Source organism: Nostoc sp. DSM 114161 (assembly GCF_052692665.1).
This window is the reverse complement of the sequence record NZ_CP195141.1, coordinates 109,073-125,179: the sequence shown is the minus strand read 5'-3', so window position 1 is coordinate 125,179 and position 16,107 is coordinate 109,073. Positions and strand designations below refer to the sequence as shown.

The 16,107-nt window shown below is 43.1% G+C and carries 13 protein-coding genes; 5 read left to right on the top strand and 8 right to left on the bottom strand.

From position 1 onward, the window contains the following. Positions 1-238: 238 nt before the first annotated feature. Both NSTC745_RS00495 and NSTC745_RS00490 read right to left on the bottom strand, forming a co-directional pair. Entirely contained in the window at positions 239-901 is a 663-nt protein-coding gene (locus tag NSTC745_RS00495) for a hypothetical protein (protein ID WP_445635424.1), read from the bottom strand. Positions 902-1,099: 198 nt separating this feature from the next. Beyond that, a complete protein-coding gene (locus NSTC745_RS00490; RefSeq protein ID WP_445635423.1) occupies positions 1,100-1,564 on the bottom strand; it encodes a DUF29 domain-containing protein in 465 nt (154 codons plus the stop codon). A gap of 237 nt (positions 1,565-1,801) precedes the next feature. Between NSTC745_RS00490 and NSTC745_RS00485 the strand changes: the two genes are divergently transcribed. Next, positions 1,802-2,275, top strand: coding sequence for a hemerythrin domain-containing protein (locus tag NSTC745_RS00485; protein ID WP_445635422.1), 474 nt, complete (start codon positions 1,802-1,804; stop codon positions 2,273-2,275). Between the two features lie 197 nt (positions 2,276-2,472). Further along, positions 2,473-3,588, top strand: a complete 1,116-nt coding sequence (locus NSTC745_RS00480; RefSeq protein ID WP_445635421.1) for a Gfo/Idh/MocA family protein — start codon at positions 2,473-2,475, stop codon at positions 3,586-3,588. A gap of 119 nt (positions 3,589-3,707) precedes the next feature. Here NSTC745_RS00480 and NSTC745_RS00475 read toward each other — a convergent pair whose 3' ends face one another. The 4 genes from NSTC745_RS00475 to NSTC745_RS00460 all read right to left on the bottom strand — a co-directional run bounded on the left by NSTC745_RS00475 (position 3,708) and on the right by NSTC745_RS00460 (position 8,054). After that, positions 3,708-4,997 carry a Glu/Leu/Phe/Val family dehydrogenase gene (locus NSTC745_RS00475; RefSeq protein ID WP_445635420.1) on the bottom strand — a complete coding sequence of 430 codons (1,290 nt, stop codon included), beginning with the start codon at positions 4,995-4,997 and terminating at the stop codon, positions 3,708-3,710. 217 nt (positions 4,998-5,214) lie between these two features. Next, positions 5,215-6,399, bottom strand: a complete 1,185-nt coding sequence (locus tag NSTC745_RS00470; protein ID WP_445635419.1) for a beta-ketoacyl-ACP synthase — start codon at positions 6,397-6,399, stop codon at positions 5,215-5,217. An 85-nt stretch (positions 6,400-6,484) separates the two neighbouring features. Next, on the bottom strand, positions 6,485-7,297 hold the full coding sequence (locus NSTC745_RS00465) for a peptidylprolyl isomerase (protein ID WP_445635418.1): 813 nt from the start codon (positions 7,295-7,297) through the stop codon (positions 6,485-6,487). 187 nt (positions 7,298-7,484) lie between these two features. After that, positions 7,485-8,054: a photosystem I assembly protein Ycf4 gene (locus tag NSTC745_RS00460; RefSeq protein ID WP_445635417.1), complete on the bottom strand. Its 570-nt coding sequence runs from the start codon at positions 8,052-8,054 to the stop codon at positions 7,485-7,487. A 629-nt stretch (positions 8,055-8,683) separates the two neighbouring features. Between NSTC745_RS00460 and psbD the strand changes: the two genes are divergently transcribed. The 3 genes from psbD (at position 8,684) to NSTC745_RS00445 (ending at position 11,568) form a co-directional block, all read left to right on the top strand. Next, positions 8,684-9,742 carry a photosystem II D2 protein (photosystem q(a) protein) gene (gene psbD, locus NSTC745_RS00455; protein ID WP_445634192.1) on the top strand — a complete coding sequence of 353 codons (1,059 nt, stop codon included), beginning with the start codon at positions 8,684-8,686 and terminating at the stop codon, positions 9,740-9,742. Then, the gene (psbC, locus tag NSTC745_RS00450; protein ID WP_445635416.1) at positions 9,726-11,117 is read left to right on the top strand and encodes a photosystem II reaction center protein CP43; all 1,392 of its coding nucleotides are present in this window, start codon (positions 9,726-9,728) and stop codon (positions 11,115-11,117) included. The genes psbD and psbC overlap by 17 nt, the downstream gene beginning before the upstream one ends. Before the next feature lie 265 nt (positions 11,118-11,382). Then, positions 11,383-11,568: a PCP reductase family protein gene (locus NSTC745_RS00445; protein WP_445635415.1), complete on the top strand. Its 186-nt coding sequence runs from the start codon at positions 11,383-11,385 to the stop codon at positions 11,566-11,568. A gap of 168 nt (positions 11,569-11,736) precedes the next feature. Here the strand turns inward: NSTC745_RS00445 and NSTC745_RS00440 are convergent, their stop codons facing one another. After that, on the bottom strand, positions 11,737-12,573 hold the full coding sequence (locus tag NSTC745_RS00440; protein WP_445635414.1) for an SWIM zinc finger family protein: 837 nt from the start codon (positions 12,571-12,573) through the stop codon (positions 11,737-11,739). 58 nt (positions 12,574-12,631) lie between these two features. Then, positions 12,632-15,964, bottom strand: coding sequence for a DEAD/DEAH box helicase (locus NSTC745_RS00435; RefSeq protein WP_445635413.1), 3,333 nt, complete (start codon positions 15,962-15,964; stop codon positions 12,632-12,634). Positions 15,965-16,107 lie beyond the last annotated feature (143 nt).

Below are 16,107 nucleotides of genomic sequence, written 5' to 3'. Positions count from 1 at the left end.
GTTTTGTGGGAAAGTATTGGGCGACTATAAGTCGCTACTATACAAGCAAAGTCCACCTCCGCGGACTAATACAAAATCAAGGGTTTTCTAACCTGCGGAGGCAGGTTTTGTCTGTGTAGCCGTGACTTCTAGTCGCCCAAGCTACACTAATATAAAATCAAGGGTTTTCTAACCTGCGGAGGCAGGTTTTGTCTGTGTAGCCGTGACTTCTAGTCGCCCAAGCTTTAGAAACATTTTCTTAGCCTTTCTGCAATTTTCTAATTTCTGCTTGCACATCGATCGCAATCTGCAATGATTGATTTAAAAGTTGAGCGTATTCACCTGCTTGAGTGCTAACTTGTAAAGCTTGGAGACTAGCTAAATTATTGACAAATAACTCTTGATTACTAGCAAGCAAATTTTTATTATCTCGCAAAATTCGTTCCGTTTTCAGAGCGCGGACTAAATCTTCTCGAATTAGTTGCAAGGCGGCGGTGACTCGATCTCGGTCATGGATATTGCTTTCTACGTTTCCGGATGCTGCCAATTGGTCATTGATATCGATGGCGCTAATCAGGTCATGATATTTATCAACTTCATCTAAAAGTATTGTCAATCCTTCAGGAAAGGTCAACTGTCGCCAGAGCGATCGCCCCACTAAGATCGGGATTGGCACTAGAATTAGTAAAAGAATTCCAAATTTAATTGAAGACCCAATTGTTGGCAAAATAATAAACGCATAAACAAAGCCAACAATAATTGGCGTTAGCGCCAGCGTCACCAGCATTTCATTGATCAAAAACCCCAATCGCTTCTTGCGATCTCGCAAAACAGAGGGCCGAAAAACGTCTTCTGGATCGAACCCAGTCAAGCGTCTCAGTTCCCCTTTACTAATTTCCAAGCCTATTAAGTCCGGCTGCACGGCTGGATAACTCCTATGGAAACCCAAGTTGCGTATTTATTTTAATCGGGTTTGGTAGAGAAGCAATAAGTGGTTACTTATGTTTAAACTAAATCTAGTGTTAGAGAATAGGCAGAACATTTAAATTTAGCCATGCATCGTTGAGTCGGGGATTGAGTGAGTCTGGTGTTTAATTATTGCGATATTTGCCAAATGGCATCACTCAGGGAACCAATTTTCATCTAAAATTTGTTCTAAAGAGCCAATGGGGATCGCGGGAAATATGTCAATAGCAAGTTGAGAGCGATCGCTTGCTTCTGTCCTTGCATCTTGATAACATTCATCAAATATTTCTAAAATGTAAGGTTTAAGACTAGGACTCTCTTTAAGTCGCTCCTTAATTTCTCTACGAAATGTCCTAATTTCACCCTTCCAATGCCCTTCATTTCGCTCCCGTTCTCTATCCCAGTATGTAAGCTTAAGCAGATGTTCAAAAAGTCGAATCAACAAACTTTTTATCCCTCGCTTTTCGCTTCTACCCATAGTTTCTAATTCTTCCAACAAATTATCTAAATCCACAGCAGAAAACTGTCCTGCGCGAAGTTGATTGATTGTTGTTCTCAGCCAAAGGTAATAATCTTGGTCGTACAAAGTCTGAGTTGTTGGTTGTATTTGTATCACCATACACTTGTTTAGCTCCTAGTAGTAGTTGTGGCTGCTAATACTACATATTCATTATCCCTCATGCTGAGGTTATGAATTTCAGTCATACTGCAATGCCATAAATATTCCTTAAGTCTAAACAAAAGCTTACTAAAAGAATGAGGTTTTAATTTTTTAAATTATTGAGAATGTTATGAGAACCCATAGTTCGACCTCTACATTTTCAGCCCTATAAATCGATTATTACTGAGGGGTAAAATGGCTAAAACTAAAGCAACAGACATTCTCTCACTAATTGAAGCAGAGCATCGTCAAGTAGAACAACTTTTTGCACAAGCTGAAAAAGCTAAGGGAAGTAAATTACAGGAACACTTCAATCAACTATATAAAGCACTGAATTTACATGCTAGAACTGAAGAATTAGTCTTCTACCCAGCTTTGCGAGAATACGATGAAACTGAACAATATGTTGAAGAAGCTGAAGAAGAACATGAAGAAGTTTCTTTAATTTTGGAAGAAATTAAGGCTCTTAAACCTACTGCTCCTGAGTTTAAAGAAAAAATGAGTGAATTAAAGGAAGCAGTTCAGTACCATGTGGAAGAGGAAGAAAGCGAAATTTTTGGTGCTGTGCGCGAGTGTATGGATGAGCAAGAGCTAACTGAATTAGGTCAAGAATTTCAGAAAACTAAAGCTCAATTAGAACCAGAAATTGAAGCCGCCTTAACCAGATAATATAACTGAATAATCATTCAAATTCAACATCAAAATCAGTCTTGTAAACAATTAAAACCTCAACTTTGAAGCACCAGTAAATCTCAATCTGGTGTCTTTACATTTATTCGTCTTCCACTCCGACTGCTATTTATTCGAGATTTTTTGAGAGCTAGTCCATTAAAATTCACAAAATTTGTTCATCAATAGGTACAAGAATGACTGCTACAAATGGTAAGCGTAAAATTCGATATGCCGTTGTTGGTTTAGGTTGGTTTGCTCAAGATGCTGCTTTACCTTCCTTTGCCCACGCGGAAAACTCAGAATTAGTTGCACTGGTCTCTGATGACCCCACTAAAAGAGAAGAACTGAGCAAAAAGTACGGCATAAAGCTGACTTACTCGTATGAAGAATATGAGGACTGTCTAACAAGTGGTGAAGTTGATGCAGTTTATATCGCATTGCCCAATCACTTGCATCGTGAATACGCTGTACGGGCTGCTAATCAGGCAATTCATGTGTTGTGTGAAAAGCCAATGGCTATCACTGAACAAGAATGTGAGGAAATGATTAAAGCTGCCAATGATAACGGCGTGAAACTGATGATTGCCTACCGCTTACATTTGGAAGAAGCAAATTTACAAGCGGTGGAAATTGTTCGTTCAAAGCAAATTGGTGAACCAAGAATTTTCAATTCTGTTTTTACTCAACAAGTACAAGAAGGGAATATTCGTCTACGAAATGTAACAGGTGGTGGAACGCTCGACGATATCGGCATTTACTGTATTAATGCTGCGCGTTATCTATTTCAAGATGAACCAATTGAAGTATTTGCTGTTGCTGCTAATAAGGGAGAACAACGCTTCAGCGAAGTTGAAGAAATGACTAGTGTTATCTTACGTTTTCCCAATGAACGATTGGCAACCTTTACCTGTAGCTTTGGGGCAGCTAGCGTTTCAACTTATCAGATTGTAGGTACTAAAGGAGATTTGCGAGTACAACCTGCGTATCCGTGGCAGGGAGAAATCAAGCATTACTTAACAATTAATGGTGAAACTCAAGAGCGTACCTTTGAAGATCGCGATCAATTAGCAGCTGAATTTACTTACTTCTCTAATTGTATTCTTGAAGATAAAGATCCAGAACCATCTGGGATTGAAGGATTGATTGATGTTAGTATCATTCAGGCGCTTTACGAGTCAATTAAGATTGGTCAACCCGTAAAGATAGAGACTCGCGATCGCCATCAACGCCCCACATCAGATCAAAGTATTAAGCATCCTCCTGCTGAGGAAAGCCCAGACTTAATTCATGCCGCTACACCTTCAGGTTAGTCATCAAGCTTAAGTATCTTTGACACACACAAATCAAAAGCTATTGTAGGGGCACAATATAATATTGTGCCCCTACCATTTTGTCTATTTAATTGAAAACCGCCGCATACCCGTAAAACTTAAGGATAAAGACCCCTATCAGTGAGGGCTTGAGCTACTCTACCTACTCCCAGTGTATAAGCTGCTAACCTCAAAGAAACTTGCCGTTTCTTCGACTGTTCAATCACTTGGCGGTAAGCCTGCACCATCAAATGTTCCATTTCGCGGTTGACGCGTTCCTCATCCCAAAATACGTAAGAAAGACCTTGCACCCACTCCAAATAACTCACCACTACACCACCAGCATTGGCCAAAATATCTGGTAGCACTGTCACACCCCGCGCCTCTAAGGACAAACTAGCCTCAAGAGTTACCGGCCCGTTAGCTGCTTCCGCAACAATCTGCGCTTGCACCCGATCGGCATTTTCTTCAGTGATTTGGTTTTCCAAAGCTGCTGGTATCAGGACATCGCAAGGCAAAGTTAATAAATCTGCATTGCTAATTGCTACAGCTTCCGGAAAACCTACGATATTCTTGTGATTTTCCGCAGCGTAGACTTTCAACTTGGGAATATCAAGACCATCTTCGGAAAATAGTCCCCCAGCACTCGTGGAAACAGCGATAATTTTCGCTCCGGCTTCATATAGTAAATCAGCTGCGGCGCCGCCAACATTACCAAAACCTTGGATGACTACTCGCACTCCCGCCAAAGATTTACCTTGATCTGCTAGCGCTTCACGTACAGCAATCATCGCGCCGCGTCCGGTTGCCATTTCGCGTCCCTTGGAACCACCAACAGAAATTGGCTTCCCAGTCACAACACCCGGTACAGCATGACCGACATTCACGGAGTAAGTATCCATCATCCAAGCCATTTCACGGGCAGAAGTACCCATATCTGGGGCAGGAATATCCACGGAAGGCCCGATATCTTTAATCAACTCGCTGATATAACGACGGCTGATCCTTTCTAGTTCCCCGACACTATAACGTTTTGGATCGATCGCAATACCGCCCTTACCACCACCGTAGGGAATACCCAATAGGGCACATTTCCATGTCATTAGCATTGCTAGGGCTGAAACTTCCCGCAATGTCACAGCCGGATGATAACGTATTCCACCTTTGTAGGGGCCTAAAACATCAGAGTGCTGCACCCGATGTCCAGCGAAAACTCGTATTTCTCCATTATCTAGTTTCACAGGAACCGAAACTGTTACCACTTTGCGTGGATGGCTGAGAATTTCTAGCAATCCCGGATCTAACCTTAATTCCTTAGCCGCAGCTTCTAAGTAACTACAGGCTTGATCGAATGGACAAATATGCGCTGGAGAAGCAGCTTCCAACGGCAACACAGATGCTAAACTCATAAAATTTTCTCCCAATCGCGCCCTTTGCGCGAACCGGATCTTATATATTGCCTAGCTTATCCTCTTTTTTTGAAAAATAGGAATTTTGTAGTTTTTGTTACAGTTTTATCAAAAAGAATGTGCATTATGAATAACTCATGGGGAGATGGGTAGACAAGGGGACAAGGGGACAAGGAGAAAAATTCATGACCAATGACCAATGACCAATGACTAATGACTAATGACCAATGACGATCGCTGCATTCTGTCCGCCAAAGCCAAAACTCAAACATAATACATGGCTAATATTACTGAGATGTGCTGCTGTAATTAAGTTTAAATCGAACTCTGGTTGCTGCAATCCAACACAAGGAGGTAAAATTTGATGCTTTAAAGCCATCAGCGAAAAAGCCACGCCTAAGGCTCCGGATGCTCCCAGTGTATGACCTGAACTTCCCTTGGTGGAGCTAACTGCTACGCCTTGGGGAAACAAATGTTGGATTACCATGCTCTCCATTTGGTCATTTAGCTGGGTAGCAGTGCCATGAGCATGAATGTAATCAATATTATCTGGCGATAAACAACTACGTTCTAGACATTGTTTGATAGCAGCGATCGCACTTTTTCCCTCAGGTTCCGGAGAATTAGTATGATATGCGTCGTTGGTTAAGCCGAAACCGAGAATTTCACCATACACTTTTGCTTGACGCTGTTTTGCCAACTCTGCTGATTCCAAGACAAACACAGCTGCGCCTTCGCCCAAAACTAAGCCTTCCCGATGCACATCAAAAGGATAAGCGCCAGTTTTTGCCAAAGCACCCATTTGCTGAAAGCCTGCCAAAGTCAAAGGTGTAATTGGTGCTTCCACTGCGCCTGCGATCGCTCTTTGACATTGCCCAGTTTGTATAAGTAAAGCTGCTTGGGCAATAGATAAAATTCCAGTAGCACAAGCTACCATTGGCGCCAAAACTATGCCGGACGCGCCAATTTGTCGCGCAGTGGCGATCGCCCTCATGTGAGGCAATGTATCGAGCCAATTTTCTAAACATGACGCGGGGAAGGAAGGACGCGGCGATGAGGAGAAATTCTTTGTATCTTTTTCAGTGGCTGCGTCCTCATACATCTGCCGCGCCAAGACTTCCCAAGATGCTTGATTAGAGCGACTTGAGCCAATAACTACAGCACAATCCGCCAAAGGTGGAACTAAGCCAGCATCTTGCAAAGCAGAAGTAACAACCAACTGAGTTAGCATTGCCAAGTCAGTTGGCTTTTGACCAATCAAACCCATAGGAAATGGTCTAAGTTCTGGAAATGGTTGAAGTAATCTAATTCCAGATTTACCTGCTAGCAAATTTTGCCAACTTTCTTCTAAACTTCCACCCAAAGCAGAAACTAGACCAATACCAGTAACAACTACTTTCACAAATTTGAGAATTGGGAGTTTGAACTTAGGAGTTTAAAAGTTATAAATTATTATTCTCCTTGTCTCCCTTGTCCCCTTGTCCCTCTTACTGCGCTGGTGTTTTCAAATTTTCAGCACCTTGGGTAACTTTAGCTGAGTCGATGCGATCGCCTTGCTGAATTTTGTTAACTACATCAAAACCTTGAGTAACATTGCCAAATACGGCGTATTTACCATCCAGAAATCCTATATCTGCTAGACCAAAATAAAACTGTGAAGAAGCAGAATCTGGCTGTTGCGATCGCGCCATTGCTACCGCACCTTGCTTATGAGGCAATACAACAGGTTGAGCAGTAGCATCAAATGTTTGATTATAAATCGGTGTATTTGAGCCTTTTGGCTTAATTTCTAAGGGTATATAGCGAGCATTTCCCGTTTTTGGGTCAATATAACTACCCGTTCCCAATCGATCTACGGGAAAATTTGGGTCTTTGCTTTGGGGATCGCCGCCTTGAACTACAAACGGCTGGGGTTGTTCTGGGGTTCCGCGTTCGACTCTATGGAAAGCTAAGCCATTGTAGACGCCCCTTTGAACTAAATCTACAAAGTTACCAGCTGTAATTGGGGCGTTAGTACCGTCTACTTCGATAGTAATCGGTGAGCCTTTAACTGTAAGTACTACAGTAGCCTTGCCTTCGAGCCTTGGTAAATTGGCGAATCCAGAAACACTCTCATTAGTACTTTGAGATACAGGCGTTGCTTCAGTAGTGGTCTTAGTAGTTGCCTCACCTGCGCTTGAGGTAGCTGTCGATGTTGGAGAAGAAGTATTAGAAGCGACTTGCTGTGTTGAACATGCTCCCAAGATCAAGGCACTGGCGATCGCAACAGAAAGCAAAAATTGTGAAATTTTTAACCGCATTGCTAGTTACTGATTCAACTTAAGTATCTTATCGTTTTAAAGCGAATTGGGCATTGGGCATTGGGCAAGCAGGAGGTGTGGGAGGTGTGGGAGGTGTGGGAAGAGAGGGGGGCACAAATTCTCTTCCCCCACACTCCCCACACTCCCCACACTTCCCCATCTCCCCATCTCCCCATCTCCCAGTTCCTCAAAGCCCTTCTAACGATACTCCCAAAAACCGAGCTAGCTTTGCGCCTTCTGTTTCTAACTCTGTTAAAGATAATGGTTGTCCAACCCTTGTTAAGGGTATATCTCGCCGATTTTTAACGCGCAGATAAAGCGCACGAAGGGGATTAATGCCTTCTTTGACGGCTATCCGCACAGATTGTACATCTTCTATGCGACCATCAATTTCAATGCGACGGTTTTTGCCAGGAAATCCCCAACGAAATATTTTAAATGTGCTGGTTTCGCGATCGAATTCGTTGTAACCGCCTCCCACATCCCATAAAATCACTAACCATAAGTACGTGGCTAGTAGCAAGCCAGCGGTGCCATATAATCCCATCACCAATCCTTGAGGGACGAATACCAGTTGAGTTGGATCGGTAACTATGAGTAAATTAATTTTTAGGTAACTGGATATGCCAGCCAGTAGAAAGCCTGTTGCTCCCAAAGTAACGATAGTTGCCCACCAGTAGTTACTAAACCGACGAGAACCGAGAACGTTTTGATGCAGCAGGCGATCGCCTTTGTTAATCGTTGTTGATGCCGTCATTGAACTACCATTGCCTGTGAGATACTCTCTTTAAAAGTCTGCCATTGAATCGGGATATATTGCAACTGGATTAGGGAATGGGGCATGGGGCATAGGGCATGGCGCATGGGGATGAGGGAGATAAGTCAGGAAAGGGAAAAGGTTAAAGGGTAAAGGGTAAAGGGATAAATTTAACCTTTCCCCCTTACCCCTTTCCCATTTCCCATTCCCCAATTCCCAATGCCCAATGCCTAATGCCCAATGCCCAATTTTCCAATCCAATTGTTTAGATTTCTGAGAAAACTTGTGTCAAATTGTAAAAATTCTGATATTCATATATAAATATACGTTCGTGTTAAATACCCGATCCGCTTGCGTGTGTCTGGCCAAAAACGAACTAATATGATAAGTTAAGAATCATTAAGTTACCACAAGCTAAGTTACTAGCCAGTGGTACGTGTAATGGCATAGGTCTGAGAAATGCTGACTTCACTAGACAGCAAGCTCTCAGAAATTCAGTAGCTTTATGGGCTATTGAAATTGTCAAAAAAACGTTAATTCCTCACGGTAGCCGCTAAGAAAGCAAAGCTTTAAAGTGGCGCTGGTTCAAAAACGTTGCAATTTTAGTAAAAAAAGAGGATTTTAGTCCGATGACCATCGCAGTTGGACGCGCCCCAAGTACAAGAGGGTGGTTTGACGTAGTAGACGACTGGCTCAAGCGCGATCGCTTTGTATTCGTAGGTTGGTCGGGATTACTACTATTTCCCTGTGCATACCTAGCATTAGGCGGTTGGCTGACAGGCACAACCTTCGTCACCTCTTGGTACACCCACGGTTTAGCCTCCTCGTACTTGGAAGGCTGTAACTTCTTGACAGTGGCAGTATCCACCCCAGCAGACAGTTTAGGACATTCGCTATTGCTGTTGTGGGGACCAGAAGCCCAAGGCGACCTCACCCGTTGGTTCCAATTGGGTGGATTGTGGACATTCGTAGCCCTACACGGAGCCTTCGGTTTGATTGGCTTCATGTTGCGCCAATTTGAAATTGCGCGGCTAGTAGGAATTCGTCCTTACAACGCGTTAGCATTTTCAGCTCCCATCGCGGTATTCGTCAGTGTATTTTTGATGTACCCCTTGGGACAATCATCTTGGTTCTTTGCTCCCAGCTTTGGTGTAGCCGGAATTTTCCGTTTCATTCTATTTGTCCAAGGTTTCCATAACTTCACCCTCAACCCCTTCCACATGATGGGAGTAGCAGGTGTGTTAGGTGGTGCGCTATTGTGTGCGATTCACGGAGCCACCGTAGAAAACACCTTGTTTGAAGACGGAGATGGAGCTAACACCTTCCGGGCGTTCAATCCTACCCAATCAGAAGAAACCTATTCAATGGTGACCGCAAACCGTTTCTGGTCGCAGATTTTCGGTATTGCCTTCTCCAACAAGCGCTGGCTGCACTTCTTTATGTTGTTTGTGCCAGTCACAGGCTTGTGGATGGCAGCGGTTGGTATTGTCGGTTTGGCACTCAACCTGCGGGCTTATGATTTCGTCTCCCAAGAATTGCGGGCGGCAGAAGACCCAGAGTTTGAAACTTTCTATACCAAAAACATTTTGCTCAACGAGGGTATCCGCGCTTGGATGGCTCCTCAAGATCAGATCCACGAACAATTTGTATTCCCTGAGGAGGTATTACCACGTGGTAACGCTCTCTAATAGACCAAATATTTTAGGCGGCGCTGGACGCGACCAAGAATCTACCGGCTTTGCCTGGTGGTCTGGTAACGCCCGTTTAATCAACCTTTCTGGCAAACTGCTGGGCGCTCACGTTGCTCACGCTGGTTTGATTGTATTCTGGGCTGGAGCAATGACTTTGTTTGAAGTCGCTCACTTCATTCCTGAAAAGCCCATGTACGAGCAGGGGTTGATCCTGCTGCCTCACCTTGCCACTTTGGGCTGGGGCGTTGGTGCTGGCGGTGAAGTCATCGACACATTCCCCTACTTTGTTGTTGGTGTACTGCACCTAATTTCCTCAGCAGTCCTTGGCTTTGGCGGTATCTATCACGCCGTTCGCGGCCCAGAAACCTTAGAAGAATACTCCTCATTCTTTGGTTACGACTGGAAAGACAAGAACAAGATGACCAACATCATCGGTTTCCACCTAATTATTTTGGGAAGCGGTGCGCTGTTGTTGGTGCTGAAGGCAATGTTCTTCGGTGGTATCTATGATACCTGGGCACCAGGTGGTGGTGATGTGCGGATCATTACAAACCCCACACTCAATCCAGCTGTTATCTTTGGTTATCTGATTAAATCTCCCTTCGGTGGCGAAGGCTGGATTGTGAGCGTTGATAACTTGGAAGATGTTATCGGCGGTCATATTTGGATTGCCTTTATCTGTATTTCTGGTGGTATTTTCCACATTCTCACCAAGCCTTTTGGTTGGGCGCGTCGTGCCTTCATCTGGTCTGGTGAAGCTTACCTATCCTACAGCTTGGGTGCGCTTTCCTTGATGGGCTTCATTGCTTCCATCATGGTTTGGTACAACAACACCGTTTACCCCAGCGAATTCTTTGGCCCTACTGGCCCTGAAGCTTCTCAAGCTCAAGCTCTGACTTTCTTGATTCGCGACCAACGCTTAGGTGCTAACGTTGGCTCTGCCCAAGGCCCCACAGGTCTGGGTAAATACTTGATGCGCTCTCCTACTGGTGAAATTATCTTCGGTGGTGAAACCATGCGCTTCTGGGATTTCCGCGGCCCTTGGTTGGAGCCTCTGCGCGGCCCCAACGGTCTTGACCTAGAAAAAATCAAGAACGATATTCAGCCTTGGCAAGCTCGTCGTGCTGCTGAATACATGACCCATGCTCCTCTGGGTTCTCTGAACTCTGTGGGTGGTGTGGCTACCGAAATCAACTCCTTCAACTACGTGTCTCCTCGCGCTTGGTTGGCATGTTCCCACTTCGTACTAGGATTCTTCTTCCTAGTTGGCCACTTATGGCACGCTGGTCGCGCTCGTGCAGCTGCTGGTGGTTTTGAAAAAGGTATCGACCGTGATAATGAACCAGTAATGTCGATGGACTTCCTCGACTAGGTTGGAAAGTTTCTTTCATCACTGACAATCAATTAGCTTACAGACTCTTGCATAAAAGCAAGAGTTTTTTTTATAAAAAATAGCAAAATTCAGGAGTCAGAATTAGAATAGACTCTCGTTTTAGCTAACATAACAGGCCTAGATGGTATACTTCACTAACTTGGAATCTATTATAAAAATGAAGAGGGCAAACAGATTAACGAACCCTTTATCAAAAATAAATTATCAATGCAAAATTACATAGTTTACCGAGGTAATTAATATTATGAGCGAATCAAATTTTATCGACGCTTTGCGCTGGACAGCCGAAGCAAAAGAAAAGTTGCAAAATATTCCCTTTTTTGTCCGTCCTCAAGCAAAAGCTCGAATTGAGGCATTGGCTCGTCAAGCTCAGCAAGAGGTCGTGACAGGGGATTTGGTAGAACAGGCTAGGCTTGAGTTTGGACAATAAAAGATTTTTCAATTTTGGATTTTGGGCTTTAGATTAACTTTTTTATACATCAATGTAGATAGTTTTGAGATCTGGAAAATCTTCTTTTTTATCCATCAATCAATTTAAGCAATTGAAAACTTTGATTTAATTGAATCAAAAATCTCAAATCCAAAATCTAAAATTCATTCAGCTTCCTCCCACATTCATCGCTGCTAAAACAGCTTTCTGGCTGACATCTGTGTAAACTATGTTCAAATACTTCATGACTACATCAGTGGAAGTTAAATTTACTAAATTTTCCTCTTCTTTTGCTAGAGGAATTGCTCCTAATACATCTAATATTGTCTCGCTAGCTGAAGGTGCAATTACTACTAAAGATGACTCTAGTGGTTCATTGTATTGCCAGAAAGAGTCTATTTTTACCGAGTATTTGTTGTGAGTAATTGATTGTTGAACATCAGGCGTTTCTGAGGTTACAGCTTCTATCTTGCCACTACGTAGCTGTCGTAAATCGCTGAGAATTTGCTCTTTGGTGCGTCCGCGTAATTGAAAGAGTACAAAAGGGTCTTCACTAAAGCGATCGCCTAATTGATAGTATACCGCACCAATATGTTTACAGGGATTTGCTTTATCAGGGCAAGAGCATTTACTATGGACATCAGAAAGGGTAAAAGGAAATAAAGAAAGACCGTTAGCTGTGAAAACTTCTGCTATGTTTTGCGGCATTTCCCCCGCCAACAATTTGGCAGCGAAAATTGCTTTTTGCGACATAGTTTCAATGACATAACCCCATTGTTCATCGCTAAAAGGTTCAAGAGAAAGGGAAACTTGATAAGGTTCCACTTCACTACCTTGTACCTTAGCTAATACTTTTGCACCTTGAAACTCAATATTTAAAACATTTCCTTGGCGTGCATAGTTTCTAGCACGTTCCAAACGCTTTTTAAAGCGATAAGAATCTAGTAAATCTAGCCATTGCTGCGACCACCATTCTCGGCTTGCTTGAAGAGTATAATTCGTCATGTTTTTACCTTTTGAATTATTGAAAAATATTCAAATTAAGTAATTTAACTCGTCTGCATTAACTTTCATCCTCGTCAATGACTGCATTGCGATCGAGGATTACTAAGTTGCGAAGTTGGTCTGTATCTAGTTCAGTCAACCATTCTTCGCCTGCGCCTACAACTTGTTCGGCTAGTTGTTTTTTACTTTCAATCATGTCGTGAATTTTCTCTTCTAAAGTGCCAGTACAAACAAATTTATGTACTTGCACATTGCGCGTTTGACCAATGCGAAATACTCGGTCTGTAGCTTGATTTTCTACGGCTGGATTCCACCATCTATCAAAATGGAATACGTGATTTGCTCGTGTTAAATTCAATCCTACACCACCTGCTTTTAGAGAAAGAATCATAATCGGCGGCCCTTGGGGATCGTGTTGGAAACGGTCGATCATTTCCTCACGTTGTTTTTTATTGGTGCTGCCATATAAAAAGAATATTTCTCGCCCTAGCTGTTTTTCTAAATGGGGTTTAAGCAATTTACCCCACTCAGCAAATTGGGTGAAGATTAAAGCGCGATCCTCTTCTGCTAAAAGTTCTTCTAACATTTCTTCTAGCCGCAGCAGTTTGGCTGAATGATGTTGTCCTAATGTGGTTTGTTTCAAATATTGCGCTGGGTGATTGCAGATTTGTTTGAGTTTGATTAATAAAGCCAAAATCATGCCTCGACGTTGCAAACCTTCAGCAGATTCAATTTCTGCTAAAGATGCTTCTACTACTTGTTGATAAAGTGCGGCCTGGTCGGCAGTCAAACCGCAAAATACTGTCATTTCTTGCTTCTCTGGCAAGTCTTGAATAATTTCGCGATCGCTTTTTAATCGCCGCAGTATAAATGGTTGAACCAACGAACGTAATTGACTCAAAGAAGCCGTATCCCCATACTTTTCAATTGGCATCGCAAATCGCCGCTGAAAAAATTGCCGATTGCCTAAATATCCAGGATTCAAAAAATCCAAAATCGACCACAATTCTTGCAGCCTATTTTCTACTGGCGTACCTGTCAATGCAATCCGAAATGTCGCTGCTAATTGCCGCACTGCTTTTGATTGCTTCGCCTCTGAATTTTTCACATTTTGGGCTTCATCTAAAACAATTATTTGCCAATTCACAGTCTCTAATGATTTAATATCACGATGAATCAGTGAGTAACTAGTGATGACTAGATCGTGCTTTTTAACTGCTTCTATAAACGCTTTTCCCTTAGGACGTTTATCACCGTGATATTGCAAAACTTTCAGACTTGGCGCAAATTTCTTAACTTCCCTTTCCCAGTTACCTAAAACCGAAGTTGGACAAACTAGTAAAGTTGGATTTTCTAGTGCATCTTGTTCTTTGAGATGTAGAAGAAAAGCAATGAACTGAATCGTTTTCCCAAGTCCCATATCGTCCGCCAGACATGCACCCAAGCCCCAACGTTCTAAAAAGGACAGCCAAGCAGCACCGCGTTCTTGATAAGGTCGCAACTGTCCTTGAAAGCTCGCTGGCGCGGGCAAAGGTTCAATGGTTTGATTATTGGTTAAGGCCCCAATCAACTCTTGTAATGCGCCAGACGCCTCAAAGCTAACCACTGGTAATTTTTCGATTACCTGGGTATCCCCTGTACTCAAACGCAAAGCATCTTCCAAAGATAGCGCCATTTGGTCTTTGCGGGAAGCGAAAAAGGTTTGGGCTGTCTTGATGTCTTGGGGTCGCAATTCCACCCACTCGCCATTAATTTCTACCAAGGGGCTATTTAAAGTCACAAGTTTATCAAACTCGGCTTTGGAAATATTCTGTCCGCCAATTGCCAATTGCCATTGGAAATTTAATAGACTTTGCAACCCCAAACGTCCCTGCTTTGTCTTTGGGGTTTCGGCAGTAATTTTCAAACCCAAACGGTTCGCCCATCCTTCACGGTTCGTCAAACTAGGAGGGAGAATCACTCCCAAACCGCTATCTTCAAACCTCCAAGCCACGGACTTGATAAACTCGTATGCTTGAATGGGGTTGAGAGAAAAAGATTGCGGATATTCTGTTTCTAAACTCGGTGCAAGGACTGGATACAATCGGGAAGCTAATCCCAAACCCCGCAAAAATGTTTCTTGGGGTTGGTCAATTGTGCGATTTTCATACACCAATCGTTCAACTGGATTGTTCCAAATAGTTGCCGCATCCACCAAAAAATCTGGATTGTCGGCCGCTTGCAGGAAATACGCCAATGTCCAATCTGTTTCGCCAGACTCTGGAGAACGCAGTTGAAAACAAGTACGAAACAGAGTTTTCAGAGTTAGCTGATATTGTAGCGGCATAGTCCAAGCTTTAAGTGCCGCTTCTAGTCGTTCCACTTCAATGGCTTCTGCATTGACTGTACCAGATGCACTAGTTAAAGCTGGCAACCACTCTCGCACCGCAGCTGGTAAAGACACAATCGCCTTGCTTTCCATCGCTGACTGGAAACCCAGCATCTCTCGTATTTGGGCATCTATCGTACTATTGAGAAATCCCAGTAACAATTCTTGAGGTTCTGTAGGAAAGTCTACATATATTGGGCATTGGGCATTGGGCATTGGGAGTGAGGAGTGAGGAGTGAGGAGTGAGGAGTTAAGAATATTCTCTTGTCCCCTTGTCCCCTTGTCCCCTTGTCCCCCCATCCCCCCATCCCCCCATCTCCCCATCCCCTCCTGATAGGTGCGACAAACCAAGGGCATCTTGGCAGAAAATTTTTCTAGGCGGGTGCCGTCTACAGCACTGTCTAGGAGTACTTGCCACTTAGCAAGTGTAGAACTATTGGATTGCCGTTTGATAGTTGGTAAAAACTTACACCGAGAAATTAAATCCAGACTCCAACGGGCAACCTGCGACCAAAAGCGTAAATCTGTGCCCAAAAAGGTATCTTCCCCTTTAGTAGCATTTAGGGGAACAGCAGCCAGAAATTTTACTGCTTGGGCGGGGGTGAGACAAAAACCTTCGACTCGCCAGGGTTGTAAATATTGTGGTGAGTCTGCTTCTATCTCGAAACTAGCAGAATGAACGGGGAAAATCCCTGCTTTTTCTTTATCAGTGTTTTCTGGTATGTAAGTTGGTAAAGCAATGATTTGGGAGTGGGTTGGTAAAGCAATCTCAGTGGTACTAGTTGCTTTGCGTGCCCGATTAGTTGTAGCTACTTGGGGTTGCTGGATGAAGTTGGCAATCGGCATGTTTTGGGAACGCAACCACTCGCTTAACTCAACCGATGTCATTGCCAATGGATGTAATGGTATTTCTTCAGATTCATTCGACGCCAAATTTACTCGCGGCGATCGCCAAGTTTCTCCCCAAATAAATAAACTACCATTTTGATTTTTTAGTAACCAGTTTCCGTGTAAAATCGCCATTTTTAACTACTCAAATTCTCGTAAAATTAAATAATTCCAATTACCAGGATTTTACTTGCTACTTCAGTACATTTATTATCAATTACTTATACACTGTAATACAATTATATACTGGTAATTTGTCACTCAATTGAGACATTATT

Bases quoted from the DNA above. Each gene is read 5' to 3' on its own strand.
- NSTC745_RS00490 (WP_445635423.1), bottom strand. From the start codon at position 1,564: ATGGTGATACAAATACAACCAACAACTCAGACTTTGTACGACCAAGAT.
- NSTC745_RS00485 (WP_445635422.1), top strand. From the start codon at position 1,802: ATGGCTAAAACTAAAGCAACAGACATTCTCTCACTAATTGAAGCAGAG.
- NSTC745_RS00480 (WP_445635421.1), top strand. From the start codon at position 2,473: ATGACTGCTACAAATGGTAAGCGTAAAATTCGATATGCCGTTGTTGGT.
- NSTC745_RS00475 (WP_445635420.1), bottom strand. From the start codon at position 4,997: ATGAGTTTAGCATCTGTGTTGCCGTTGGAAGCTGCTTCTCCAGCGCAT.
- NSTC745_RS00465 (WP_445635418.1), bottom strand. From the start codon at position 7,297: ATGCGGTTAAAAATTTCACAATTTTTGCTTTCTGTTGCGATCGCCAGT.
- NSTC745_RS00460 (WP_445635417.1), bottom strand. From the start codon at position 8,054: ATGACGGCATCAACAACGATTAACAAAGGCGATCGCCTGCTGCATCAA.
- psbD (WP_445634192.1), top strand. From the start codon at position 8,684: ATGACCATCGCAGTTGGACGCGCCCCAAGTACAAGAGGGTGGTTTGAC.
- NSTC745_RS00445 (WP_445635415.1), top strand. From the start codon at position 11,383: ATGAGCGAATCAAATTTTATCGACGCTTTGCGCTGGACAGCCGAAGCA.
- NSTC745_RS00440 (WP_445635414.1), bottom strand. From the start codon at position 12,573: ATGACGAATTATACTCTTCAAGCAAGCCGAGAATGGTGGTCGCAGCAA.
- NSTC745_RS00435 (WP_445635413.1), bottom strand. From the start codon at position 15,964: ATGGCGATTTTACACGGAAACTGGTTACTAAAAAATCAAAATGGTAGT.